General features: G+C 59.4%; 19 protein-coding genes. 10 read left to right on the top strand and 9 right to left on the bottom strand.

All coding sequences use genetic code 11. The annotated features are described in order from the left end of the window. The first annotated feature begins 2 nt into the window (after positions 1-2). Entirely contained in the window at positions 3-2102 is a 2100-nt protein-coding gene (locus GLX_RS13715) for a lysylphosphatidylglycerol synthase domain-containing protein (protein ID WP_014106560.1), read from the top strand. A gap of 40 nt (positions 2103-2142) precedes the next feature. Then, on the top strand, positions 2143-2871 hold the full coding sequence (locus tag GLX_RS13720) for a MarC family protein (protein ID WP_014106561.1): 729 nt from the start codon (positions 2143-2145) through the stop codon (positions 2869-2871). Between the two features lie 384 nt (positions 2872-3255). On the opposite strand, the gene GLX_RS13725 is transcribed toward GLX_RS13720, so the two are convergent. From GLX_RS13725 to thpR, 5 genes are all read right to left on the bottom strand, one after another. Beyond that, positions 3256-3882, bottom strand: a complete 627-nt coding sequence (locus tag GLX_RS13725; protein ID WP_014106562.1) for a uracil-DNA glycosylase family protein — start codon at positions 3880-3882, stop codon at positions 3256-3258. 9 nt (positions 3883-3891) lie between these two features. Further along, entirely contained in the window at positions 3892-4596 is a 705-nt protein-coding gene (locus GLX_RS13730) for an NAD-dependent deacylase (RefSeq protein WP_014106563.1), read from the bottom strand. 141 nt (positions 4597-4737) lie between these two features. After that, positions 4738-6144 carry a c-type cytochrome gene (locus tag GLX_RS13735; protein ID WP_228391301.1) on the bottom strand — a complete coding sequence of 469 codons (1407 nt, stop codon included), beginning with the start codon at positions 6142-6144 and terminating at the stop codon, positions 4738-4740. A 53-nt stretch (positions 6145-6197) separates the two neighbouring features. Next, positions 6198-8417 (bottom strand): PQQ-dependent dehydrogenase, methanol/ethanol family, encoded by a 2220-nt coding sequence (locus GLX_RS13740; protein WP_014106565.1) that lies wholly within the window; start codon positions 8415-8417, stop codon positions 6198-6200. Between the two features lie 473 nt (positions 8418-8890). Next, positions 8891-9439: an RNA 2',3'-cyclic phosphodiesterase gene (gene thpR, locus GLX_RS13745; protein WP_014106566.1), complete on the bottom strand. Its 549-nt coding sequence runs from the start codon at positions 9437-9439 to the stop codon at positions 8891-8893. Between the two features lie 196 nt (positions 9440-9635). On the opposite strand from thpR, the gene GLX_RS13750 reads away from it, so the two are divergent. The 5 genes from GLX_RS13750 (at position 9636) to cyoD (ending at position 14926) form a co-directional block, all read left to right on the top strand. Continuing rightward, positions 9636-10415 carry a Bax inhibitor-1/YccA family protein gene (locus tag GLX_RS13750; RefSeq protein ID WP_041247447.1) on the top strand — a complete coding sequence of 260 codons (780 nt, stop codon included), beginning with the start codon at positions 9636-9638 and terminating at the stop codon, positions 10413-10415. Between the two features lie 650 nt (positions 10416-11065). Then, the gene (gene cyoA / locus GLX_RS13755) at positions 11066-11992 is read left to right on the top strand and encodes a ubiquinol oxidase subunit II (protein ID WP_167537202.1); all 927 of its coding nucleotides are present in this window, start codon (positions 11066-11068) and stop codon (positions 11990-11992) included. Positions 11993-11997: 5 nt separating this feature from the next. Beyond that, positions 11998-13992 (top strand): cytochrome o ubiquinol oxidase subunit I, encoded by a 1995-nt coding sequence (cyoB, locus tag GLX_RS13760; protein ID WP_014106569.1) that lies wholly within the window; start codon positions 11998-12000, stop codon positions 13990-13992. After that, positions 13992-14597: a cytochrome o ubiquinol oxidase subunit III gene (gene cyoC / locus GLX_RS13765; protein WP_014106570.1), complete on the top strand. Its 606-nt coding sequence runs from the start codon at positions 13992-13994 to the stop codon at positions 14595-14597. The genes cyoB and cyoC overlap by 1 nt, the downstream gene beginning before the upstream one ends. Beyond that, on the top strand, positions 14597-14926 hold the full coding sequence (gene cyoD, locus GLX_RS13770; protein WP_014106571.1) for a cytochrome o ubiquinol oxidase subunit IV: 330 nt from the start codon (positions 14597-14599) through the stop codon (positions 14924-14926). The genes cyoC and cyoD overlap by 1 nt, the downstream gene beginning before the upstream one ends. Before the next feature lie 128 nt (positions 14927-15054). On the opposite strand, the gene fdxA is transcribed toward cyoD, so the two are convergent. From fdxA to GLX_RS13780, 3 genes are all read right to left on the bottom strand, one after another. Further along, complete coding sequence (gene fdxA, locus GLX_RS13775) at positions 15055-15387, bottom strand: ferredoxin FdxA (protein WP_014106572.1); 333 nt, start codon at positions 15385-15387, stop codon at positions 15055-15057. A 189-nt stretch (positions 15388-15576) separates the two neighbouring features. Further along, the gene (locus tag GLX_RS17545; protein WP_014106573.1) at positions 15577-15873 is read right to left on the bottom strand and encodes an RNA-binding S4 domain-containing protein; all 297 of its coding nucleotides are present in this window, start codon (positions 15871-15873) and stop codon (positions 15577-15579) included. Positions 15874-15878: 5 nt separating this feature from the next. After that, positions 15879-18491 (bottom strand): helicase-related protein, encoded by a 2613-nt coding sequence (locus tag GLX_RS13780; RefSeq protein ID WP_014106574.1) that lies wholly within the window; start codon positions 18489-18491, stop codon positions 15879-15881. A gap of 127 nt (positions 18492-18618) precedes the next feature. Here GLX_RS13780 and GLX_RS13785 point away from each other — a divergent pair, with 127 nt between their 5' ends. The 3 genes from GLX_RS13785 (at position 18619) to GLX_RS13795 (ending at position 21176) form a co-directional block, all read left to right on the top strand. Then, entirely contained in the window at positions 18619-20058 is a 1440-nt protein-coding gene (locus GLX_RS13785) for a leucyl aminopeptidase family protein (protein ID WP_041247449.1), read from the top strand. Positions 20059-20215: 157 nt separating this feature from the next. Beyond that, positions 20216-20668 carry a MarR family transcriptional regulator gene (locus tag GLX_RS13790; protein ID WP_050856136.1) on the top strand — a complete coding sequence of 151 codons (453 nt, stop codon included), beginning with the start codon at positions 20216-20218 and terminating at the stop codon, positions 20666-20668. A gap of 52 nt (positions 20669-20720) precedes the next feature. Beyond that, entirely contained in the window at positions 20721-21176 is a 456-nt protein-coding gene (locus tag GLX_RS13795; protein WP_041247450.1) for a hypothetical protein, read from the top strand. Between the two features lie 65 nt (positions 21177-21241). Here the strand turns inward: GLX_RS13795 and GLX_RS13800 are convergent, their stop codons facing one another. After that, on the bottom strand, positions 21242-22276 hold the full coding sequence (locus tag GLX_RS13800; protein ID WP_014106578.1) for a glycosyltransferase family 4 protein: 1035 nt from the start codon (positions 22274-22276) through the stop codon (positions 21242-21244). Between the last annotated feature and the right edge of the window lie 2 nt (positions 22277-22278).

Here is a 22278-nt window from a genome sequence, read left to right on the forward strand (position 1 = left end):
CCATGGCTGAACGTCCACCGCAGACGGGCGGCACCCTGCCCGATGATGCAGGGCAGGCCGCTCCCGGCCCGTCATCCGCGCGACGCAGAAGCGCGCTGATCCGCCATCTGCCCCATGGCATCGGGCTGCTGCTGCTGGTGGGTGCGGTGGTTGTGGTCCAGCGTGAGGTGCGCAGTCTGCACTGGCATGACATAAGCCTTGCGCTGGCGGCCATTCCCGTGGGCACGCTGTGGGCGGGGGCCGGCTTTACGCTGCTGTCATACCTTGTCCTGTCCTTCTATGACTGGCTGGCCGTGCGACAGGTGGGCTGCAGGCTGGCCTTTCGGCGCACGGCCTTTGCAGCTTTCTGTTCGTATGTCCTGTCGCACAACCTTGGTTTTTCGGCTATTTCCGGTGCGGCGGTGCGTTTCAGGCTTTATGGTAACTGGGGGCTCAGGCCGTTCCAGGTTGCCCAGATCATAGCTTTCTGTTCGGCCACCTATCTGCTGGGAGCCGCCGTACTGATTGGCGCCGTACTGCTGCTGGAGCCGGGTACGGTGCCCTTTGTCGGCAATACGCTGCCCGCCATGGTCATGCGCCTGGTGGGCATGGTGTTGTGGGGCGGGGTCGTGGCTTATGTGATCACGGGCCATTATGTGAACGAGGTAAAGGTCTGGCGCTGGCAGATCACCTTCCCCTCATCCGCCATGGCAATCATGCAGACGGTGGTGGCAACACTGGAAGTGGCCGCCACCGCCGCCATTGCCTATACTTTCCTCCCCGCAGCGCCGGGGCTGGACTATGGCACGTTCCTGGCCATCTACATCGCCGCCTATACGGCGGGACTTGTGGCAAGTGTGCCCGGTGGGCTTGGGGTGTTTGATGGCGCGATGATGCTGGCGCTGGGGCCTTACGTGCCCGCGACCCGCATCGTGACCGCCATCCTGATCTTCAGGCTGTTTTACTATATTGTGCCGCTGTTCGTGGCGGGGATCATGTTCGCTTCCCACGAACTGTTCCTGCGCGGGGATGCAGCCCTTGCGCGTAAGGCCGATGCCCGCAGTCCGCTGCGCGGTCCCCGCACGGGCCGGGCCAGTCAGGTTATCCGGGAAAGTGAGGCCGATTTTTCCGTGGCAGTGGCCACGGGTGCTGTCTCGCTATGTGGCGGACTGCTGCTGGCGCTGACCTTGCTTGATCCTGAGAACTGGCTCAATGCCGGGCGCCTTCAGCCGGTTTTCGCCATGGTGGGGGATTATCTGCTCTCACTGGCCGGTGTGGCATTGATCGGGTTGGGGATCGGGCTGTCGCAACGCGTTACGCTGGCATGGAAGGCTACGCTGGTTCTGTTGTCTGGTGCTTGTGCGCTGACCCTGCTGCGGGGCTCGCCCATGTCGGTACCGGGCTTACTGCTGCTGGTCTGCATGCTGATCGCACCCTTCCGCAGTTCCTATTACCGTCATGCCCGGATCATGAGCGAGCCGCTTTCGTCCCACACCATCGTCTCGCTTGTGCTGCTGATCAGTTCCATCGTGGTGCTGGTGCTGGCGGGGCCGCATGATTCGGCGGGGGGAAGCTGGTGGGAGATCATGCTGTTCGCCACCCGTCCCGGCATCGCGCAATGGACACTGGGGCTGGCGGTCATGTTGGGGCTGGCCATGATTGTGCGGCTGGTGCGGCCAGGGCGGATTCATGTACTGCCATGGGATGAGGCCATGCGCGCGCGCTATGGTGCGCTGGATCATGCGCTGGAAGGGATCGGGCAGGTCACGCCGCCGCCTGCGGGACTGATACCGGGGGCGCGCAGGCAGGCCATGCTGCCTTTCGTGCGGCTGGGGCCGTATCTGATCGGGCTGGGTGATCCGGCGGGCAGCATGGATGACTGTATTTCCGCCATATGGTGGCTGCGCGACCTTGCGGTGCAGGAAGGTTGCCAGCCAGTATTCTGGCGTGCGGGGGTATGCCTGCTGCCGGTCTATAACGAACTGGGGCTGGTGCCCTGGCCGCTGACGGAGGAAGGGGATTTGAGTCATCCCTGTTTTTTGTGCGCTGCGGCTGATGACCTGAACATGGTCAGGGCTCTCATGCGCAGGTCTTTCGTGCCTACGGAGCAGGATGGATGCTAGGGAGCATGCGTCATGATCATCACAACAGCAGCGGGCGGCCATGATGGTCCATGAAGGATTGCTAACCCATTTTTCTACCGTGGTGGGACTGCCCAGCCTGCCGGTTGCGTTCCTGATGGCGTTTCCGGCATTATTCTCCATCGTCAATCCGCTGGGGGCCGCACTGATCTTTGCACAGGTCACGGCAGGGCAGTCGCGGCGTGACTGCATGGCGCTGGCGCGGCAGGTTGCGTTCTATTCCGCCGTACTTATGCTGGCGTCGATCTGGATGGGGGGGCTGGTCCTCTCGTTTTTCGGCATCACCATTGATGCGCTGCGTATCGCTGGCGGCCTGGTCGTGGCCGTGCGGGCATGGTCCCTGCTACAGGCACCCGAAACGGAGGAGGCCCGCAAGCAGGCTCAGGGTAGTACGGTGCAGGCCAGCCCCAACATAATGGGGCAGGCGTTCTTTCCCCTGACCATGCCCTTTACCGTTGGCCCCGGCACGATCGCGGTGGCTATTGCTCTGGGGTCCGAAGGGCCGCCAGGGGGCAATCACTTCGTATTCTATGGCGTGCTGTCGCTTGCGGGCCTGCTGGTGGCGGCTATTGTGTGGGCCGCTTATACCTATGCTGACCAGTTGCTGTGCCTGCTGGGCACGACCGGCACGCGCATTGTCTCTCGCCTGGCGGCGCTGATCCTGCTCTCGATTGGGGTACAGATCCTGATTACCGGCGTGCAGGGCGTAATCCTATCCAGCGCGCATGCCGTGTTGCTGATGGTCGGTTAGTGTCCTGATCGAGAATTTCATACGATTATCCTGATGGTGGGGGTAATCGAATGGGACGTAAGGCAATTGCGATCGAACTGACGACACCGGAGCATCAGGAACTGGAATCGCTGGCACGTTCATTTCACGCTGACTGGGGCCTTATGGATCAATCAGGTTGAGCGATTTTTAGCTCTCGTCACTGAAAAGCAGATCAGGCGCGCATCCACTATTCGACCGAAGCTCTGGCGGTCGACATCAGCGCATTCATCGCTGTCCATAACGAACAGCCCAGGCTCTTCAAATGGGCAAAATCCGCCAATGAGATGCTGCAAGGCGTCAGGCGCTTCTGCCTCCATACTACTAAAATCAATAAAGCTTCAGAATCAGGATACTAGGCAGGCATTACGTTTCAGCCTGTGCAGGGGCAGGCGCTATCACGGGGAGTGGCTGGTCCGCCAGAACGGCCTGCACGCAGGCACGCAGGGCAGGGAGTACATCGTTGCCAAAACAGGGCGTACGCCGCTCCCATGCGCCTGTGCGCCACGAAGGATGCGGTAGCGGGAAATAGCGTGGCAGATAGCGACGGAAGTCAAGGCAGCGCTCACTCACCCGTCCCTTGCCCAAAATATGCTGCTGGGCATATGAACCCACGACAAGGGTCAGCCTAATATCAGGCATCTGCGCCATGATGCGCTCACGCCATTGCGGCGCGCATTCCGGTCGCGGTGGGCAGTCACCGCCCTGTGGCAGGCGGCCGGGATAGCATAGCCCCATGGGCACCAGCGCAATGCGGCTTGAATCGTAGAATGTAGCCCGATCTATCCCCATCCAGTTGCGCAACCGGTCGCCCGAGGCATCATTGAAGGACTGCCCGGTTTCATGCACCCGCGTACCGGGGGCCTGACTTGCAATCAGCAGTCGTGCCGTGCGCGACACATGCAGAACCGGGCGCGGTCCCAATGGCAGGTGAGCGGCACAAATCTGGCAGGCGCGGATGGCATCAAGCAGTTCCTGTAGGGTTTCAGCCATGACCCAGCCTTACGCCGCCAGCACCGCGCGTGTCCAGTTCGGTATGGTGCGGGTGGCTGGACCCAGAATGATCTGCTCGAATGCAGAAGGCTCCTGTGGCACTTCCAGGTTGAATAGCATCGTATCCGCGTGGTCGGTCACACTCTCTACAAACCCCGCTGCCGGATACACGATCCCGGAGGTGCCAATGGCGACAAACAGGTCGCATGCCGCCAGATGCCGGGCAATGGTGTCCATATGATAGGGCATTTCTCCAAACCAGACGATATCGGGTCGCAGCGCGGGCTGGCCGCAATGGGGGCAGGGCGTGTCAGGATAGCAGTCGGTGTGCCAGTGCGGGGTTGCCCGGCAATGGGTACATAGCAGGCGCAGCAGTTCGCCATGCATGTGGATGACATTGTGGCTGCCCGCGCGTTCATGCAGGTCATCTATGTTCTGGGTGATGATGGTGATCTCACCCAGCCACTGGCCCTGGCGTGCCGCCTGCTCCAGTCTGGCCAGGGCATGGTGGGCGGCATTGGGCTGCACACCGGGCAGTTGCGCGCGTAGGCCGTTATAGAAACAGTCCACCCTTAACGGGTCACGCCGGAAGCCTTCGGGGGTACAGATATCCTCGATCCGTTCGTGGTTCCATAATCCGTCCGCACCGCGGAAAGTCTGTAGCCCGGATTCCTGACTTATCCCTGCGCCAGTTAGTACCACGATGTGCTGCATGCTGGAGTCTCCCTGTGCTGGTCGTGCAGCCTAGTGTGGAAGCATGTCGTACATAAGAAAACCGCCATGGGTGGAACCCATGACGGTTTTACATAGTCAGCGTTCAGGAAAAGGTGGCTCCAGGGGAGCCACCATGCCGCATTACTGCGCGGCGTCCTGACCGGTGTGGGTCTGCGGTGCAAACGTCCAGCCCGAGCCATAAGGCTGCGGCAGGAAGACCGACCAGCCGCTGCTCGTGCTGTTCCAGCCGGAGCTGGAGACCGGTGCGCCCGTGTCACGCAGCTTGGTCACATCCGCCGCCGTAACGGTGCCGGGTGCCTTGTTGCCCCAGCTGGTGCGGATGAAGTTGACCACATCGGCAATCTGCTGGGCCGACAGCGACTTGCTGTAACCCGGCATAGCCACTGCGGACGGTGCCCAGTTGCTCGGCGGCAGCACGCCACCATGGGCAACCACGTTCACCAGCGAGGTCGGGTTCTCGGTCACGACAACCGGGTTGCCAGCCAGCGGCGGGAACATGCGGGCCACGCCACCACCGTCATTACGGTGACAGATAGCGCATTCCTTCACATACGTATCAGCACCCGGGACGCTGGCGGTGTTACCCGATGCCAGCATGGTCGCGGTGGATGCATCGTAGGTGTAGTTGCCCTGTGAAGGCGGCACCGGCGGCAGGCTCTTCAGGTACTTCGCCACGGCATGCAGATCTGCATCGGTGAAGTACTGGGTGCTCCATGCCACCACATCGCCCATGCCACCGAACACGGCGGAGTGGTCGATACGGCCGGATTTGAGGAAGGTGTAGATGTCATCCTCGGACCAGCGACCCAGACCCACGACCGGGTCGTTGCGCAGGCTCGGTGCAACCCAGTTATCGATCGGTGCGCCACCGGACAGGAAGTCAGGCCCGCCCTTGGCGTCCAGTGCCTTTTCCTGCATGGCGAAGCCACGCGGGGTATGACAGGCACCGCAATGGCCAGGACCCGTTACCAGGTATTCGCCACGTGCCACATCGGCATCCGTGCCTGGAGCAGGCGTATAGTCTGCCGGAGCCGGCGAGAACATCATGCGCCAGATACCCAGCGGCCAGCGCATGGACAGCGGCCAGGAAATTTCCGGCTGCTTGTCAGGCTGCGCGACCGGATTCACCCCATGCATGAAGTACGCATACAGCGCCTGCATGTCTTCCTTCGTCATACGCGAGAAGGAGGGATACGGCATGGCCGGATATAGGGTGGAGCCGTCCTTGCGGATGCCGTGGCGGACGGCTTCGTCAAATTCCTCGAACGTATAGCGACCGATACCATAGGTGGGGTCCGGTGTGATGTTCGTGGAATAGATTATGCCGATGGGACTCTTGATTTCAAGCCCACCCGCATAAGCCTGACCGTGGAGGGCGGTATGACACGCTACGCAGTCACCCAACCGCGCGACATACGCCCCCTTTTCGACTAGCGCGGAGTCGGCACTGGGCGTCTGAGCCAATGCCGTCCCTGCCAGCAGACTAAACGCTGCCGCGCTGAAAGTCACCTTAAGCCTGTTGATCATTATGTTCACCATCATGCGTCGCGTCGATGCGAAAAATTGTCAAAACCGGGAGATTACGGCAGCTGCTCGGGGACACCAGCAGTGTTCTTCCGGGCATCAACTTCCCTCTGATAGGTCTCGTTCGCACGCTTGATCAGGAACTGACGAATGTCCTCAATCTCGGTGGGGTTCATGTTGCTGTCAAAACGGTCCATACCGTAGGCGGTAAGCGCGCCGCGGCCGACAACATTGTAGAACGCATCCTCATGACGGATGGACCCGGACCAGCGCAGGTCAGGCAGCACACCACCACCTTCGGCATTGTCACCATGACAGGCGGCGCAATAGGTCTGGAACTGGAAGTAACCGTTATCCGTGCGCTTGCTGTCGAATTCAGCCGGAGGCTTGACGGGCAGGAAGCCCTGGTTGTTCTGCTTGGGCAGCGGATTGGACTTGCCATCGAGCGAGAAAGCAATGATGCGCGAGTGGTTGACGGTCCAGCCACTGGTACGGGCCAAGCCACCAAGGAAGAACGGATAGATGCCGCCCCAGCCCACTTCAACCGCAACATACTGCTTGCCGTTGGCAAGGTAGGTTACAGGCGGTGCGATGATGCCGCTGTCTGCCGCGAAGTGGAACAGGTCGGAACCGTTCGTCGCGTCATATGCATGGAATTCGCCGTTTGCCAGACCCTGGAACAGCAGGTCGCCGCCAGTCGCCAGGATACCGCCGTTCCACGGACCCTTGTGGTCCACGCGCCAGGCTTCCTGCTGCTTCTGCGGATCCCATGCCAGGATGTAACCCTTCAGATCCTTAACGAAGGCCTGCTTGGCTTCGGGGGAGTCGGGAACACCGACCTTGTTCATGTCCAGACCAAGGTTCCAGCTATCCGGGTGCGGGGTAAACCCGCCGACCTGGTTGGTATACAGGAAGGGAACCTGCTGTGCCGGGATATAGACCAGTCCGGTCTTGGGGCTGAACGCCATGGCTGCGAAGTTATGGCCGCCAAGGTCACCCGGAATACCGTACCAGTCCTTGCCCGTAAGCGTATAGAGCGAATCGGGGTTGTAGATCGGACGGCCGGTCTTGGGGTCAAGGCCGCTGGCCCAGTTCACGTAGACGTAGTTCTTGCCCGAAATGAACTCGCCGGTCTTCGCATCAATGATGTAGAAGAAGCCGTTCTTCGGTGCGTGAACGATGACGTGGCGGGTTTCACCGTTGATCGGCAGATCAAGCGTCATGATCTGCTGGACCGAGGTAAAGTCCCACTGGTCCATCGGTGTTTCTTGGAAATGCCAGACGTATTCGCCGGTTTCCGGCTTCAGTGCGACGATGCTGCCCAGGAACAGGTTGTCGCCCTTGCCTTCGGAGCGGTACTTGTAGTTCCACGGAGAACCGTTGCCCACACCCAGATAGACCAGATCGGTCACGGGGTCGTACACGATGGAATCCCACACCGTGCCGCCGCCACCCTGACGGGTCCAGGCGCCGGTCGGGCTCCAGGTCTGGTAGGCCTTGTTCATCAGCACGCTGTCGGATGCAGCGTGATCCGGTTCGTTCTTGGGGTTCGGAACCGTGAAGAAGCGCCAGTCAACCTTGCCGGTTTCCGCATCGAAAGCCGTGACAAAGCCACGGGCACCGAATTCGGAACCACCATTACCAATGATCACGCGACCCTTGGCAATGCGCGGTGCGCCATCAACCGTGTAGGAACGCTGCTTGCCCAACTGGGCTTCGGGCGGAATGGTGTTAACACTCCAGACCAGCTTGCCGGTCTTGGCGTCAAGTGCGATCAGGCGGCCATCGAACGTGCCAAAATAGACCTTGCCATTCCAGTAGGCAGCACCACGGTTGACCGTGTCGCAGCAGCCCTTGTCGGCAATGTTGCCGGGCACGCGCGGGTCATAGGACCACAGCAGCTTGCCGGTCGCGGCATCAACGGCCTTCATCATGCTCCAGTTGGTGGTGGCGTACATAACGCCATCAACAACCAGCGGCGTGCCTTCCTGGCCACGGTTGGTATCGAGGTCCAGATACCAGGCCAGCTTGAGGTTACCAACATTGGAACGGTTGATCTGGTCCAGCGGGCTGTAGCGCTGTTCAGAATAGGTGCGGCCGTAGGTCATCCAGTTACCGGGGTGATCATCGGCGTGGATGATCGCTTCCCCCGTGGCGCCCTGCCCGTCATCCGCGGATGCCATGACGGCATGACCGGAGATGAGAGCCGCACATATCGTTCCGGCTGTAAGCGTTCTGCTCAGAGAACGTCTTTTTCCGAAAACGGCAGAAATCATATGTGATGTCCTCAGAAAACTAACGGTTTCGAATTCAGGACGCCCGCCGCTGCAACTTTCCGCCAAGGCAGGCTTTCTGAATGTATCCGGCAAAAAAGCGCGGAACGCTTCTTTTCCGACCAGACAGGAAACCGGCTTTAAGGCAGCTTAGAAAAGCAGGTAGTCCGTTTCATCCGAACATACTGAGGCTAGCACGCCCGTCTCCTGACATTTTAGTGTTCACGATCACGTAAACGTGAATATGTTGTCCTATAAGCAATGATACGGATAACTGGCCATTGCGGAAATTTTCCGAAAATCTGTTGATATATCTATGAAAATAACAATGTGTGTTTGCCTGCCTGATGGAGGTGGTTCACAATTATTCATCAGAAATAGATTTTTATTATTTATAAATAGTATCAATTCCGTATCGTGCCGCCTTCCTCTCTCCCTCCTATCGGACGGCAGGTTTGTCCCGGTGCAGCAGAGAATCAGGATTGCAGGGGGTAGTGTTCCAGTGCTTCGTAAAAGGTGTCCCCGGCATGGCGGATGGAACGGAATAGAGTGAAGTGCGTTAGCGTTTCCGCATCCGGTCGGGAGAGGGGGATCGTCAACCACCGCTGTCGTAGTGCCGGGTCGGGATTCTGCACGGATCCGATCGTGATATGCGGCATAAAACGTCTGCTGGTTGGTGACAGTGTGGGTAGGGCGCGGTTGATGACCGCACGTATCCTATTATGCAGGTGTAGCAGGGCAGGGGTGGGCGCACATCCCACCCACAGTCTGTCCCCGGCGGGGCGGCCATGGGTTTCGGACAGGCCGGGCACCGTCAGTTCCAGCGTGGGGCGCGCGGCGTGGACAGCCGCAAGGGAATGATGGATTTCCTCCAGCAGATGAGGCTGGGTAACATCACCGATGAAATGCAGCGTAAGGTGCCACGATTCAGGTTCGATCCATGCCGCACCAGGTAGGCTGCCGCGCAATGTATCCAGTGCCTGCGTGATGGAAGGCGGGAGTTCCAGACCAACGAAAAGACGCATGACGATCCTACCGGTAGAAGGGAGAGACAGCATATGTCGGACTGACATGTGTACAGTATATATAGTATGACGTGGACATGCCGCATGTTGCTGCATTGTAATGTGTTGGACACGCTGATGTCCTTGAACCTGTTCTACCATGCTCCCACATGCTGGGAGAGCCACGTTGGTTCAGGACGTGGAGGAAGGAAACACAATGGCTTTTGGCCCTGATTCGCGGAGTTTTATCCGCCCTACCGCTGATAGCGCCGCGGACTCTGTCGATATGGGCCTGCGGGCCTATATGCTGCGAGTCTATAACTGGATGGCGTCGGGACTGGTGCTGACCGGGCTCGTCGCCTATCTGATCGCCAATACCGGGCTGCAGGCGCTGTTCTATCAGCATGTGCCGCTGCCTACGGGTGGGGTGGCGCTTAGACCGACCGCGCTGTCCATGCTGGCCATGATCGCGCCGCTTGGCTTTGTGCTGGTCATGTCGTTTGGCGTCAACCGGCTCTCCACACAGGCGGTCCAGACCCTCTTCTGGCTGTTCTGTGGGGTGATGGGTGCCAGCCTGTCCAACATCTTCATGGTGTTCACGGGCGTATCGGTCACTCGTGTCTTCTTCATTACCGCCGCGACGTTCTGCGCCATGTCGATCTGGGGCTATACGACTCGTACGGATCTCAGCCGCTTTGGTTCGTTCCTGATGATGGGACTGTTCGGTCTGGTCATTGCCGGGCTGGTGAACATGTTCCTGCGTAGCCCGGGGCTGTATTTTGTCTACAGCGCGGTTGGCGTACTCCTGTTCGTTGGCCTGACCATGTTCGATACCCAGCGCATCAAGGCGACCTACCAGCAGTTTGCCTATTACGAAGGGGCGGACCAGGCAGCCAAGCGTTCCGTTTATGATGCGCTCAACCTGTATCTGAACTTCATCAATCTCTTCCAGTTCCTGCTGCAGTTCATGGGTGTGCGTAGCAACAGCAATGACTGAGACAGGAGTCCTGACCGGTCCAGGCATTGTGGACTGATATGAAGGAAATCAAGGGGCTGCCACGCAAGTGGCGGCCCTTTTTGTGTGAAATGACCTTCCCAAGAAGGGAACTGTTAAAAAAGATAAGACTTATTCATATATAGAAAATATTAAATGACAAGAGTGTGAGCTTCATGACACTCAGATAACCCTTTGTAAAACAAAGGTTTATTTTGATAAATTTTCAGCAATGAAATCTATTGAAATATTATGTGAAGGCTTGCTTCCAAGGCCGTTCCGGTCGGATAACCCTTGAATAGAAAAACCATATGAAAGGGTATGCGGCACAGAACATGCGCTTCAGCACACAGGACGGCATCGCGATTTATGGTCCGATCTGCCCTGACAGTAATGATTACGTAAGGTCTGGCGGGCCGTATTGATCAAGATCATGGTCAGCCGGTCGGCAACTAACTCATGACGGATGCAAACCGAAAGAGAATGTTTTTCGATTTCGGGAGTCGACTTAGGCGCGATGTCGCTGGATGCCGGGGGGAAAGCCGGATGCATTTTCCCTGCCAAGCGTATAACGTGGCCGTTGTTGTCTAAGCCCGTGGATGAAGCGAGGATGTGAGCAAAACAGGGTGATGTCGAAACCAACGAGGCGTGAGATGAAGAAAAAAATCTTGCCAAGATTAACGAAGCTGATGAGTCTATCTTCAGCAGCGCTGTTAGCAGGCTGCACATGGGATACACTCGACCCCAAAGGCATGATCGGTGCTCAGGAAAAAAGCCTGATCCTGACCTCGACCTACGCGATGCTGCTGGTTGTCATACCGGTATGTATCCTGACACTGCTGTTCGCATGGCAGTACCGTCAGTCCAACACTTCGGCGGAATACCTGCCGAAATGGTCGCATTCCAATAAGATTGAGGTGATTATCTGGGCTGTTCCCAGCCTGATCATCCTGTTCCTGGCTGTGCTGACCTATCAGACATGTCATTCGCTTGACCCGTACAAGCCCATCGAGGCTGATGCCAACGTCAAGCCCATTCATGTCGATGTTGTGGCACTGGACTGGAAGTGGCTCTTCATCTACCCGGATGAGGGGATCGCCACCGTCAACCAGATGGCCATGCCGGTGAATACGCCGGTTGATTTCCGGATCACTTCTGACTCCGTGATGAACTCCTTCTTCATCCCGCAGCTCGGTACGATGATCTACGCCATGGCCGGGATGCAGACACAGCTGCACCTGATCGCGAATGAAGCTGGTGATTTCCAGGGTGAATCCTCCAACTTCAGTGGCCGTGGTTTCTCCGACATGCGTTTCCGTGCGCTGGCAATGCCTGCGGACCAGTACAGCGCGTGGGTAGAGAAGGTTAAGGCTTCTTCCGAACAGCTGGACAGCGCAAGCTATCCGAAGCTGGCCGCGCCGAGCGAGGCCAATCCGGTTGAATACTTCTCGCATGTCGATGCTGGTCTCTTTGATGATATCGTTGCCAAGTACAATAACGGTATGGTCATGGATAAGAGCACCGGCAAAATGCTGCATGTGCAGCAGTCCGCGATGTCCGACATGAACATGAAGGAATAGGACATATGTTTGGCAAATTGACTTTGTCGGCCATTCCTTATGATGTGCCGATTCTTGTTGGGACGTTCATCGGTGCGGCCATTGCTGGTCTCGCCGTTGTCGGTCTCATCACCTATTACGGTAAATGGGGCTACCTTTGGCGTGAATGGCTGACTTCGGTTGACCACAAGCGCATTGGTGTCATGTATATCGTTGTGGCCCTCGTGGCGCTGTTCCGTGGTTTTGCGGACGCGATCATGATGCGCTCCCAGCTTGCGCTGGCCTATGCCGGTAACCCCGGCTACCTGCCGCCGCACCACTATGACCAGATCTTCTCCGCCCACGGCACCATCATGATCTTCTTCATGGCCATGGCGTTCATGCAGGGTCTGATGAACATTGTGGTGCCGCTGCAGATCGGTGCACGCGACGTGGCCTTCCCCTTCGTGAACACGCTGAGCTTCTGGATGACGACCATCAGCTTCCTGCTGGTCAACGTCTCGCTGTTCATCGGTGAGTTCTCGCAGTGCGGCTGGCTGGCTTACCCGCCCCTGTCCGAGCAGCAGTTCAGCCCTGGTGTTGGTGTTGACTACTACATCTGGGCGGTTCAGCTGTCCGGTGTCGGCACGCTGCTGACAGGTGTGAACTTCTTCGCCACCATCGTTAAGATGCGTGCGCCGGGTATGACCTATATGCGCATGCCGGTGTTCACCTGGACCATCTTCTGCACGACCGTGCTGATCATGGTTGCCTTCCCGATCCTGACCGTGGCCATGGGCCTGCTTGGTCTGGACCGTTACCTGGGCATGCACTTCTTTACCAATGACGGCGGCGGCAACCAGATGCTCTATCTGAGCGTGATCTGGGGCTGGGGCCATCCGGAAGTGTACATCCTGGTTCTGCCTGCCTTCGGTGCTTTCTCCGAAATCACGCAGACCTTCTCCCGCAAGCCGCTGTTCGGCTACAAGACCATGGTCTATGCGACCGCTTCCATCATGGTCCTGTCGCTGGTGGTGTGGGTTCACCACTTCTTCACTATGGGTGCCGGTCCGAACGTTAATGCGTTCTTCGGTATCATGACGATGATCATCGCGGTTCCGACCGGGGTGAAGATCTTCAACTGGCTGTTCACGATGTACAAGGGCCGCATTGAATTCCATGCGACCATGTACTGGGTGATCGGCTTCATGATCACCTTCTCGATCGGTGGTATGACGGGCGTCATGCTGGCCATCCCGGCCTCTGACTTCGTCCTTCACAACTCGCTGTTCGTGATTGCTCACTTCCATAACGTGATCATTGGTGGCGTGTACTTCGGTTACGTTGCGGCCATGAACTTCTGGTTCCCGAAGGCTTTCGGCTTCAAGCTGAACGAAGCCTGGGGCAAGCGCGCGTTCTGGCTGTGGTTCGTTGGCTTCTACTTCGCCTTCGTTCCGCTGTATGTCCTTGGTTTCGAGGGCATGACCCGTCGTATGAACCATTACGACAACCCCGAATGGCACCCGTGGCTGCTGCTGGCTGAAGTCGGCGCTGTCATGATTGCTGGCGGTATCGTGTGCCAGCTGACTCAGCTGTATGTCTCGATCCGTGACCGCAATCTGGCCGAAAACATGGACCTGACGGGCGATCCCTGGAACGCTCGTACGCTGGAATGGTCCACGTCTTCGCCCCCGCCGTTCTATAACTTTGCGATCCTGCCGGAAGTGCATGAGCTTGATGCTTTTGCTCACGACAAGGAAGCTGGTATCGACACCCGTCAGGCCGGTGGTAACTACCAGCCGATCCACATGCCCAAGAATACAGCATGCGGTTTCCTGATCGGTGCCTTCAGCTTCGTGCTTGGCTTCGGTGCGATCTGGTACATCTGGTGGCTGGCTGCTGTTGGTCTGATTGGTGTCATCGCTACGGTGATTGCCCGTTCGTCCGACAACGACGTCGATTACTATGTGCCGGTGTCCGAGGTGGTTCGCATTGAGCAGGAGCACACCCATAAACTTATGGCAGCACAGGCAGCGGAATAATGGCGCAAAACATGACTGCTGATGCAGGCCATGCCCATGATGAACACCACGAATCTCCTGTGGTGTTCGGGTTCTGGCTGTATCTGATGACGGACTGCATCATCTTCGGTACACTGTTTGCAGTGTTCGCGGTGCTGCGTGACCAGTTTGCCGGCGGTCCGACCGGCCACGAAGTGTTCGAACTGTCGGGTGTTGGCATTGAAACGGCTATCCTGCTGTTCAGCTCCATCACCTACGGTTTCGGCATGATCGCCGCCCACGAGAACAAGGTCAGCACCATGCGGACCTGGCTTGGGGTGACCTTCCTGCTGGGCCTGGGCTTCCTGTTCATGGAAATCCGCGAGTTCTCGCACATGATTGCCGAAGGCAACGGCCCGGATCGCAGCGCGTTCCTGTCGTCCTTCTTCACGCTGGTTGGCACGCATGGTCTGCATGTCACCTGCGGCCTGCTGTGGATGGCGGTTCTGCTGTTCCAGACGGCTGGCAAGACTGAGCTGAACGAGCGCATGATCGGCAAGCTGACTTGCCTCAGCCTGTTCTGGCACTTTCTGGACATCGTCTGGATCTGTGTCTTCACCTTTGTCTATCTGATGAGTGTGATCTGATGGGAGACCATATTTCTTCCTCGGGAGAGAGCCACGGGAGCGTAGGGTCTTACCTTACCGGGTTCGTACTTGCTGTTATCCTTACGGTTGCAGCATTTGGTCTGGTGATGTCGCATGCGATGTCCCCCTCCGCCACGGGTGGGGCGATTGCTCTGCTGGCGGTTGTCCAGATCGTTGTTCACCTGATCTACTTCCTGCACATGAACGGTTCGTCCGAGCAGCGCTGGAATGTCATGGCATTTGTCTTCACGGTGCTGTCGGTTCTGGTCCTTGTGGCCGGCACGATGTTCATCATGCATGACACGTCCATCAACATGATGTCGCGCTAAGCGGTATCGTGTCGGGGTTCGGGGGCAGGTGACTGCTCCCGGGCCGGACATCATAAAAAAAGACCGGCACGGGAAACCGTGCCGGTCTTTTTTATAAGGAAGCCTGCTTTCGCAGCAGAAGGCCGGGATCAGTCCTTCTGGGGTTCGGGGGAGAGCAGGTCCTTCTTGTTGGGCTTGTCTTTCCACTCCTCGGCATCGGCCGGGGCATCGAGCTTGCGCGTGATATTGGGCCATACGGCGGCATATTTGGCGTTCAGCTCGGCCCAAGGGGTGGCGCGGTCGTCGCTATCGGGGAAGATGGCCTCAGCCGGGCATTCCGGTTCGCACACACCGCAGTCGATGCATTCATCCGGATTGATTACGAGAAAATTCTCACCCGCGTAGAAGCAGTCAACCGGACAGACTTCGACACAATCCGTGAATTTGCAGCGAATGCAGTTTTCGGTGACCACATAGGTCATCGCCTATCTCCGATCATTATTTGTTCGGCCTGCGGCAATAGGCCCGGCCATTGAAAGAGATGAGGCGCCACATGGGGCATGACCTCATCGGGAATGGCGGAAGATATGAGAGTGTTTTCGGGCCGTGGCAAGCCCAAGACGGCAGGTTATGCACAATCAGTGCCAGCATTGGCGGCAGTGCCACAATATTCAGGTAGTTTCTGGAACAATTTCATACAGAAGTTGTGCAAGTGGCGCCGATTGCCGACGTTCCGCACAGGCCCGAACACGGATCACGATCACCGTTTTTTTGTCTGGAGAGGGCAGGGTCAGGATATCGTTGATATGTACCTGAGCGTGGGCCTTGGTCACACGCTGGCGGTTTATGCGCACCTGTCCCGCTGTTGCCAACTGCGCGCAGGCTGTGCGGCTGCGGCCAAAACGGGCGTGGAGCAGCCATAAATCCAGTCTCTGGGCAGCAACGGGGGCGGGAGCGGGCTGTTTCATGGAGTTCAACTGCGGTTGAGAAGGATGGTGAGGGCGGCAAAGGGGCTGTCGGGGCGACGGGGGCCGGGTGTGGGCGCTACGCGCTTTTTCTTCTGGCGCGGCTGGTTGCGGGGCATTTTTTGCCTTCTGCCGTCCTCGCCTTTTGGCTGGAAGCGGATCATGAGCGGTGCCGGTGGCCCATAGCTGTCGGTCGCCATGGGGCGGGGATGATAGACCCGCATGTCCAGTCCTTTCAGCAGCGCGGGCAGCATCTCGCGTCGCACCCCAAGCCGGGAGGCCAGCAATGGCGGCAGAGGCACGGGCGCGCGGCGGCTCATGCGGGCCAGTTCAAGAACGATTTTTTCCGCGATATCCAGCCGGATACGCACCGGCCCAGCCTCCAGCCAGCCCATCTGGTCCATAAAGGCGGGTGGCAGGGCATCGGGGGCAAGAGTGATGCGGCTCATGGCGGGCAGGGGTGGACAAGGCAAGTTCAGGCTGATCGCGACCAGCCATCCACGCAGTTGCAGCGGGCGTTCCTTCAGGATCGCGGGCATGAACAGGCTGTAGCGCCCGACCCGGATCCCCAGGCGGCGCAGGCGGTGAAGCATATCGGGGCGGGGTCGCTCGCCATGGGGTAGGGGGGCAATACCCGCTCCTTCCAGCAGGCGATGGACGATCCCGCGCAGTTCGGGCGTACTCGCCACGGCGGCCTGTACGGCAAAGAGCGGGGCCAGATGTTCGCGCACCACCTGTCCTACCCATGACTGGAGCCGGCCCCGGATGCGCTCGCGCTGGGCGTTGTCCAGCAGCGGGTTGTCGAGAACCTGCGGGCGAGGAGAAAGAATGGTGCTCCCCGGTAACATGCGGGCAATCGGCATATCCTGCCATATGATATGCATGCCATCGGCAGAAAATGCGAACTGCTGGTCATCATCTCCCACCAGCAGGGCGACACGGCGCGGGATTTCGCTGCGCACCGCCCGGCGGGCCGCGCGCATGAGCAGGCGGCCATCCTCCGCGTCCGTGTGCTCACCCGCAATCAGGTCCAGCCCGGCAATGCGGCCGACTTCGTGCCCCTCCACCACCACGTTGCCCTGTGCGGTTACGGCAGAGAGCAGGCTGTCATGCCCGCCCTCATCCAGCCTGCGGATCAGCGTGGTGGCGCGGCGATCGACAAAACGGGCGGTCAGCTGTTCGTGCAGCACGTCGGAAAGCCGGTCCTCCGCCTCCCGCGTGCGGGCCTGCCAGTGCGCGGCATTGGTAATCCAGCCGTTGCGCGCGGCGATGTAGCTGCATACCCGTATGCCTGCCAGCCGCTGCATCAGGCTGTCTATGGTGCCTTCCGTCTGGAAGAAATGGGTAATCTGGTTTTCCATCCACGCAGCCGGAATGCGGCCATCGGTAATGAGGTGGGTAAAGATACGGCCACACAGGCGGATATGGCTGTCATCGCCCAGCTTGCGGAAATCGGGTATCTGGCAGCTTTCCCATAACAGCCGTGTCGCGGCGCGGGAGTGGACCAGCGGGCGGATCTCGGCATTGGCCGCCAGTACCGACAGGGCCAGCACGTCGCTTGCCTCATGCCCCGCCACCAGTTCCGGTCGGGGGGAAGCACGGTTGAGGCTTGCCAGCAGTGCGGGCGCGGATGAGAAATCAAGCGTGCTGTTGCGCCATGCCAGGCGGGTCAGCGGGTCGAAGCGGTGTTCCTCTACTGCTTCGGCCAGTTCTTCATGAAGCGGCGGGCAGGTGCCGGTGGTGCCAAATGTGCCGTCGCGCAGACCGCGCCCGGCCCGGCCTGCCACCTGCGCGATTTCCCCCGCGTTGAGCGGGCGCACCCGCGCACCATCGAATTTGGACAGGCTGGCGAAGGCTACATGGTTTACATCCATGTTCAGCCCCATGCCGATTGCGTCGGTTGCGACCAGGTAATCGACTTCCTTTTCCTGATACAGGGCAACCTGTGCGTTGCGTGTGCGCGGGGAAAGCTGACCCATCACAATGGCGCACCCGCCACGCCTGCGGCGCAGCAGTTCGGCAATGGCGTAAACCTCACTGGCGGAAAAGGCGACAATGGCCGAACGCGGCGGCAGGCGTGTCAGCTTGCAGCCCCCCGCATGGGTCAGTTGCGACAGGCGGGGACGGTGTTCGATCTCGATGCCCGGCACCAGCCTGCGGATCAGGTTACGGATGGTGTCAGCCCCCAGGAACATGGTCTCTGCCGTGCCACGGGCATGGAGCAGGCGATCGGTAAAGATATGCCCCCGATCCGGGTCGGCGCAGAGCTGGATCTCATCCACCGCCACGAATTCCACCCGTCTGTCCAGCGGCATGGCCTCCACCGTGCACGAAAACCATCGCGCATTGGGCGGCACGATCTTTTCCTCGCCCGTTATCAGGGCTACGGCCTGTGCGCCCTTGCGGGCTACCATGCGGTCATAATTCTCCCGCGCGAGCAGCCGCAGTGGGAAACCGATAATGCCGGAGCCATGTGATAGCAGCCGTTCTATGGCCAGATGGGTTTTGCCGGTATTGGTCGGGCCGAGCACGGCCCGCACCATCCTGTCGGAATGGGGGCCGGAACCCTGCCCGGCCACTGCGCGATAGGGGCCACCAGTGCCCTTGGGTACACCCGTCATACCGCCATGCTCCGGCCAAGTGGCCGCAAATGCAAGCAAAACCACATGCGCGCCCATCGGGGTGTTGCGTTGGCGCGGGGCTGGACGCACCCTGCCGGATACGAAGCCATGCATGAAGGGACGTTCAATGAACATGTTGCAGACACATGACAGTCTGGTTGCGGCTGATGGTGTGGGCGATGCGCCCGTGGGTGTGATCCATGCCATCCGCCCCGGCATGCGTGATGGCCTGGGCGAACTGGTAGGGGAAGCCGCAGCCCGCTTTGCAGGGCAGGCAGGGTTTGCTGCCCGCCATGGCCAGGTCCAGTTGCTGCCGGGAGCCGATGGTAGCATTGCCACCGCCCTGCTGGGCATTGCGGAGGAAGCGGAAGGGTGTGACCCGTTTGTTTTCGGTGCGCTGCCCGACTCGCTTCCCGCCGGGCTGTGGCGGGTCAGCGCCCCGGAGGATGTGGCGGCGGCGGATATCGCGCTGGGTTTCTGCCTTGGCGCCTATCGCATGCCGGCCTTTGGGCGTGAGGCAACTCCCGCCGCACCCGGTGCACGGCTGGTCGTAGGGCCTGAGGGAGTGGTTGCCAGCCAGATGGCGGCGTGCATGAACATGGCCCGCTCGCTGATCAACACGCCCCCCAACCTGATGGGGCCGGATGAACTGGCTGCGGCCGCACAGGCCGCCCTGCTGCCAGCGGGAGCGGAGGTCTCAATCCTGCGTGGAGACCGTCTGGCGCATGATTTCCCGACCGTGCTGCATGTTGGCATGGGTTCGGAGCGCGCACCCTGCGTGGTGGAGGCAAGCTGGCAGGGTAGCACCGCCACGGATGCAGCCCCCCTGATCTCGCTGGTGGGTAAGGGCGTGTGCTTTGATACGGGTGGTTATGACCTCAAGCCGCCTTCTTCCATGCTGCGAATGAAGAAGGATATGGGAGGGGCTGCCATCATGCTTGCCCTTGCGCGGTTGATCATGCTGCGTGACCTGCCGGTCCGGCTGGAACTGCGTCTGGGCTGTGTGGAGAACAGTGTGTCTGGTCATGCCATGCGCCCGTCGGACGTGGTGCGGACCCGCGCGGGGCTGACGGTGGAGATCGGCAATACTGATGCGGAAGGCAGACTCGTGCTGTGCGACCTGCTGCATGCAGCTTGTGCCCGCCAGCCCGACCTGCTGGTCGATGCGGCTACCCTGACCGGGGCGGCGCGTGTAGCACTTGGCCCGGATGTGCCTGCGCTGTTCAGCAACAATGCGGAAACGGGTGCTGCTTTTGTTGCGGCTGGCCTGTCCTGTGGAGACCCGCTGTGGCAACTGCCCCTGTGGCCTGGTTACCGTAAATGGCTGCGCAGTCCGGTGGCAGATCTGAACAATATTTCATCTAAACCAATGGCCGGAGCGATTACGGCGGCTCTTTTTCTGCAGAATTTTGTCAAAACTGATGTGCGCTGGGTTCATATCGATACCTATGGATGGAATGATTCTGCACGGCCCGGCCGACCGGAAGGCGGAGAAAGCCTTGGTTTAAGAGCAGCTTACGAAGCAACATTAAAAATATTTAATATTCAGGACGTAATGCACCACTAAAGAAACAATGCCGGATGCGAACTAATTTGTTTGTTGCGACTTATATATGCCGTAAATGCCAATTATATAGGCAGTAGCAAACGACACCATTCTTGGCCTGCCCGATTCCCACATGCGCGCAGGGGCAGGCCGGACATTCGACAGAGGATTGCAATCGATGACCAGGGCCTCACAGGCAAGTAACAAGCACGCCGCCAGTAAACAGGCTGGCAACAGCGAGACGATCCAGATCCTTCGCGACACCATTGTCGAGATGGTCCGGCGTGACAGCCCCGACCTGTCGGCTCGCCAACTCGCGGTGTTCCTGACCTGTGGCCTGAGCAACGGTGACCAGACCGTGCGCGGTCTTGCCGAGAAGCTGAACGTCTCCAAGCCCGCCATCACCCGCGCGCTGGACCGTCTGGAAGATCTCAAGCTTGTCAAGCGCGCGCAGGATCTGCAGGACCGTCGCTCCGTGCTGATCAACAACACGTCCAAGGGCAAGACGTATATGTCTGAACTGTCCGCGATCATGACCGACAAGACGGCCGCGATCCAGGAAAAGGAAGCCACAGTGCGCCCAAAGGTTCAGCGTGTGCGTAATCTCGAGGAACGGCGCCGCGCTGGCTGAGTTATCTGTGGGTCTTTAACCATACCTAAAGATGAAAAAAGGTCTGCCCCCAATGCTTATGTCACGCCGTCTGTCTGTTATCGCTCTCGCCCTGGCTCCGCTTGTGGGGCTGCCCTGTGCTGCCATGGCCGAGGAGTCCTCGCTTGGCACGCCATCAGGCGAGGTGAGCATGAAGTTCAAGTCGCTTGATATCGGCGTAGGTCACACTTGGGGTACCGGCAAGCTGGTGTTCCAGCATCATACCTACCGTTTTAAGATCGAAGGCGGGTCGCTCGCCGCCGTGGGCTATGCCAACATCAAGGGGCATGGCACGGTCTATAACCTGAATAAGGTCAAGGATTTCGAGGGTAGTTACGCCGCCGTCAATGGTGACGTGACAGCGGGAACCGGTATTGGTGCCGTGCTGCTCAATAATCCTGCGGGCGTGCGCATACGGCTTGATACATCCAGTTCCGGTGGTCGTCTGGCGGCTGCGGCGCAGGGTATGAAGATCACATTTACCAAATAAACCTAATCCACTGTCGGCTGCATGAATGGGGGGAATGGCCAGCAGGCTGTTCCCCTCTTTTTTTGCTACCAGCGCAGCCCGCTCTTACGTCGTACCAGCAGGCTGACCCCTGCCATCCAGGCCAGTTGCATGCTCCCCGGCACAACAAGTGCCACAACCGGGCTTGCGCCATGCAGGCCCACCGCCATCGCGGCAAGGCTGCCACATAGCGTGCCCGCCCAGGCATGCCATGTGATATGGGTGTCCTGCATACCCGCGCGATGCGCCATCTGGTAGATATGTTCACGATGGGCCTGCATAAGGGAACGGCGCAGCCACGCTCGGCGCAGCAGGGTCAGGACAACATCCGCCAGCAGGCCGCACAGCATGAGCGGCATGAGCCAGCCCCCGTGGGCCAGTTGGGGCAACTGCGCCATGTACAGCCCCAGCGCACCCAGTACCAGCCCGCAGCACTGGCTACCCACATCTCCCATGAACAGCCGCGCACGGGGAAAGTTGAAGGGCAGGAAGCCGGCAATGGCTGTCGCCAGCATCAGTGCCGTGCCCCATACCTGCACGCTGCCCTGCGCGGCAAGGCATATGCCCGCCGTGGCAAGGGCGGCAATCAGCGTGCAGCCGCTGGCCAGGCCGTTCAGCCCGTCCATGAAATTGAGCGTATTGCACACCATGACCAGCCACAGCGTGCGCCAGACCAGTCCCGGCGCGTTCACGCCATGTCCGGCTGCCACCATGCCCCCCCACGCCACCAGTACGGCAGCCGCCCCCTGTGCCCCCAGCTTCCACAAAGGCGGCATGGGGCGCATGTCATCACGCCAGCAGAACAGGCCCAGCCAGACGGTTGCCGCCAGCAGCGTGATGTCCGCCGCATCGGGATGATGATGGAACACGCGTTGCAGCAGTGGCACGCCCGTTACGAACACAATCAGGATCGCAAGCCCGCCACCTTTGGGCACGGGGGCTGCATGTGCGCTGCGACTGCCCGGATAATCCATGACATGCAACCCGATGACCCGCCGCGACAGCAGCGCCGAGCCAGTGGCGGCGGCAAGCAGCAGGGCCGCAGTCAGGAGCGTACCCTGTGGGAAATGCACAAGAGTCATGA

Source organism: Komagataeibacter medellinensis NBRC 3288 (assembly GCF_000182745.2).
Classification (GTDB): Bacteria; Pseudomonadota; Alphaproteobacteria; order Acetobacterales; family Acetobacteraceae; genus Komagataeibacter; species Komagataeibacter medellinensis.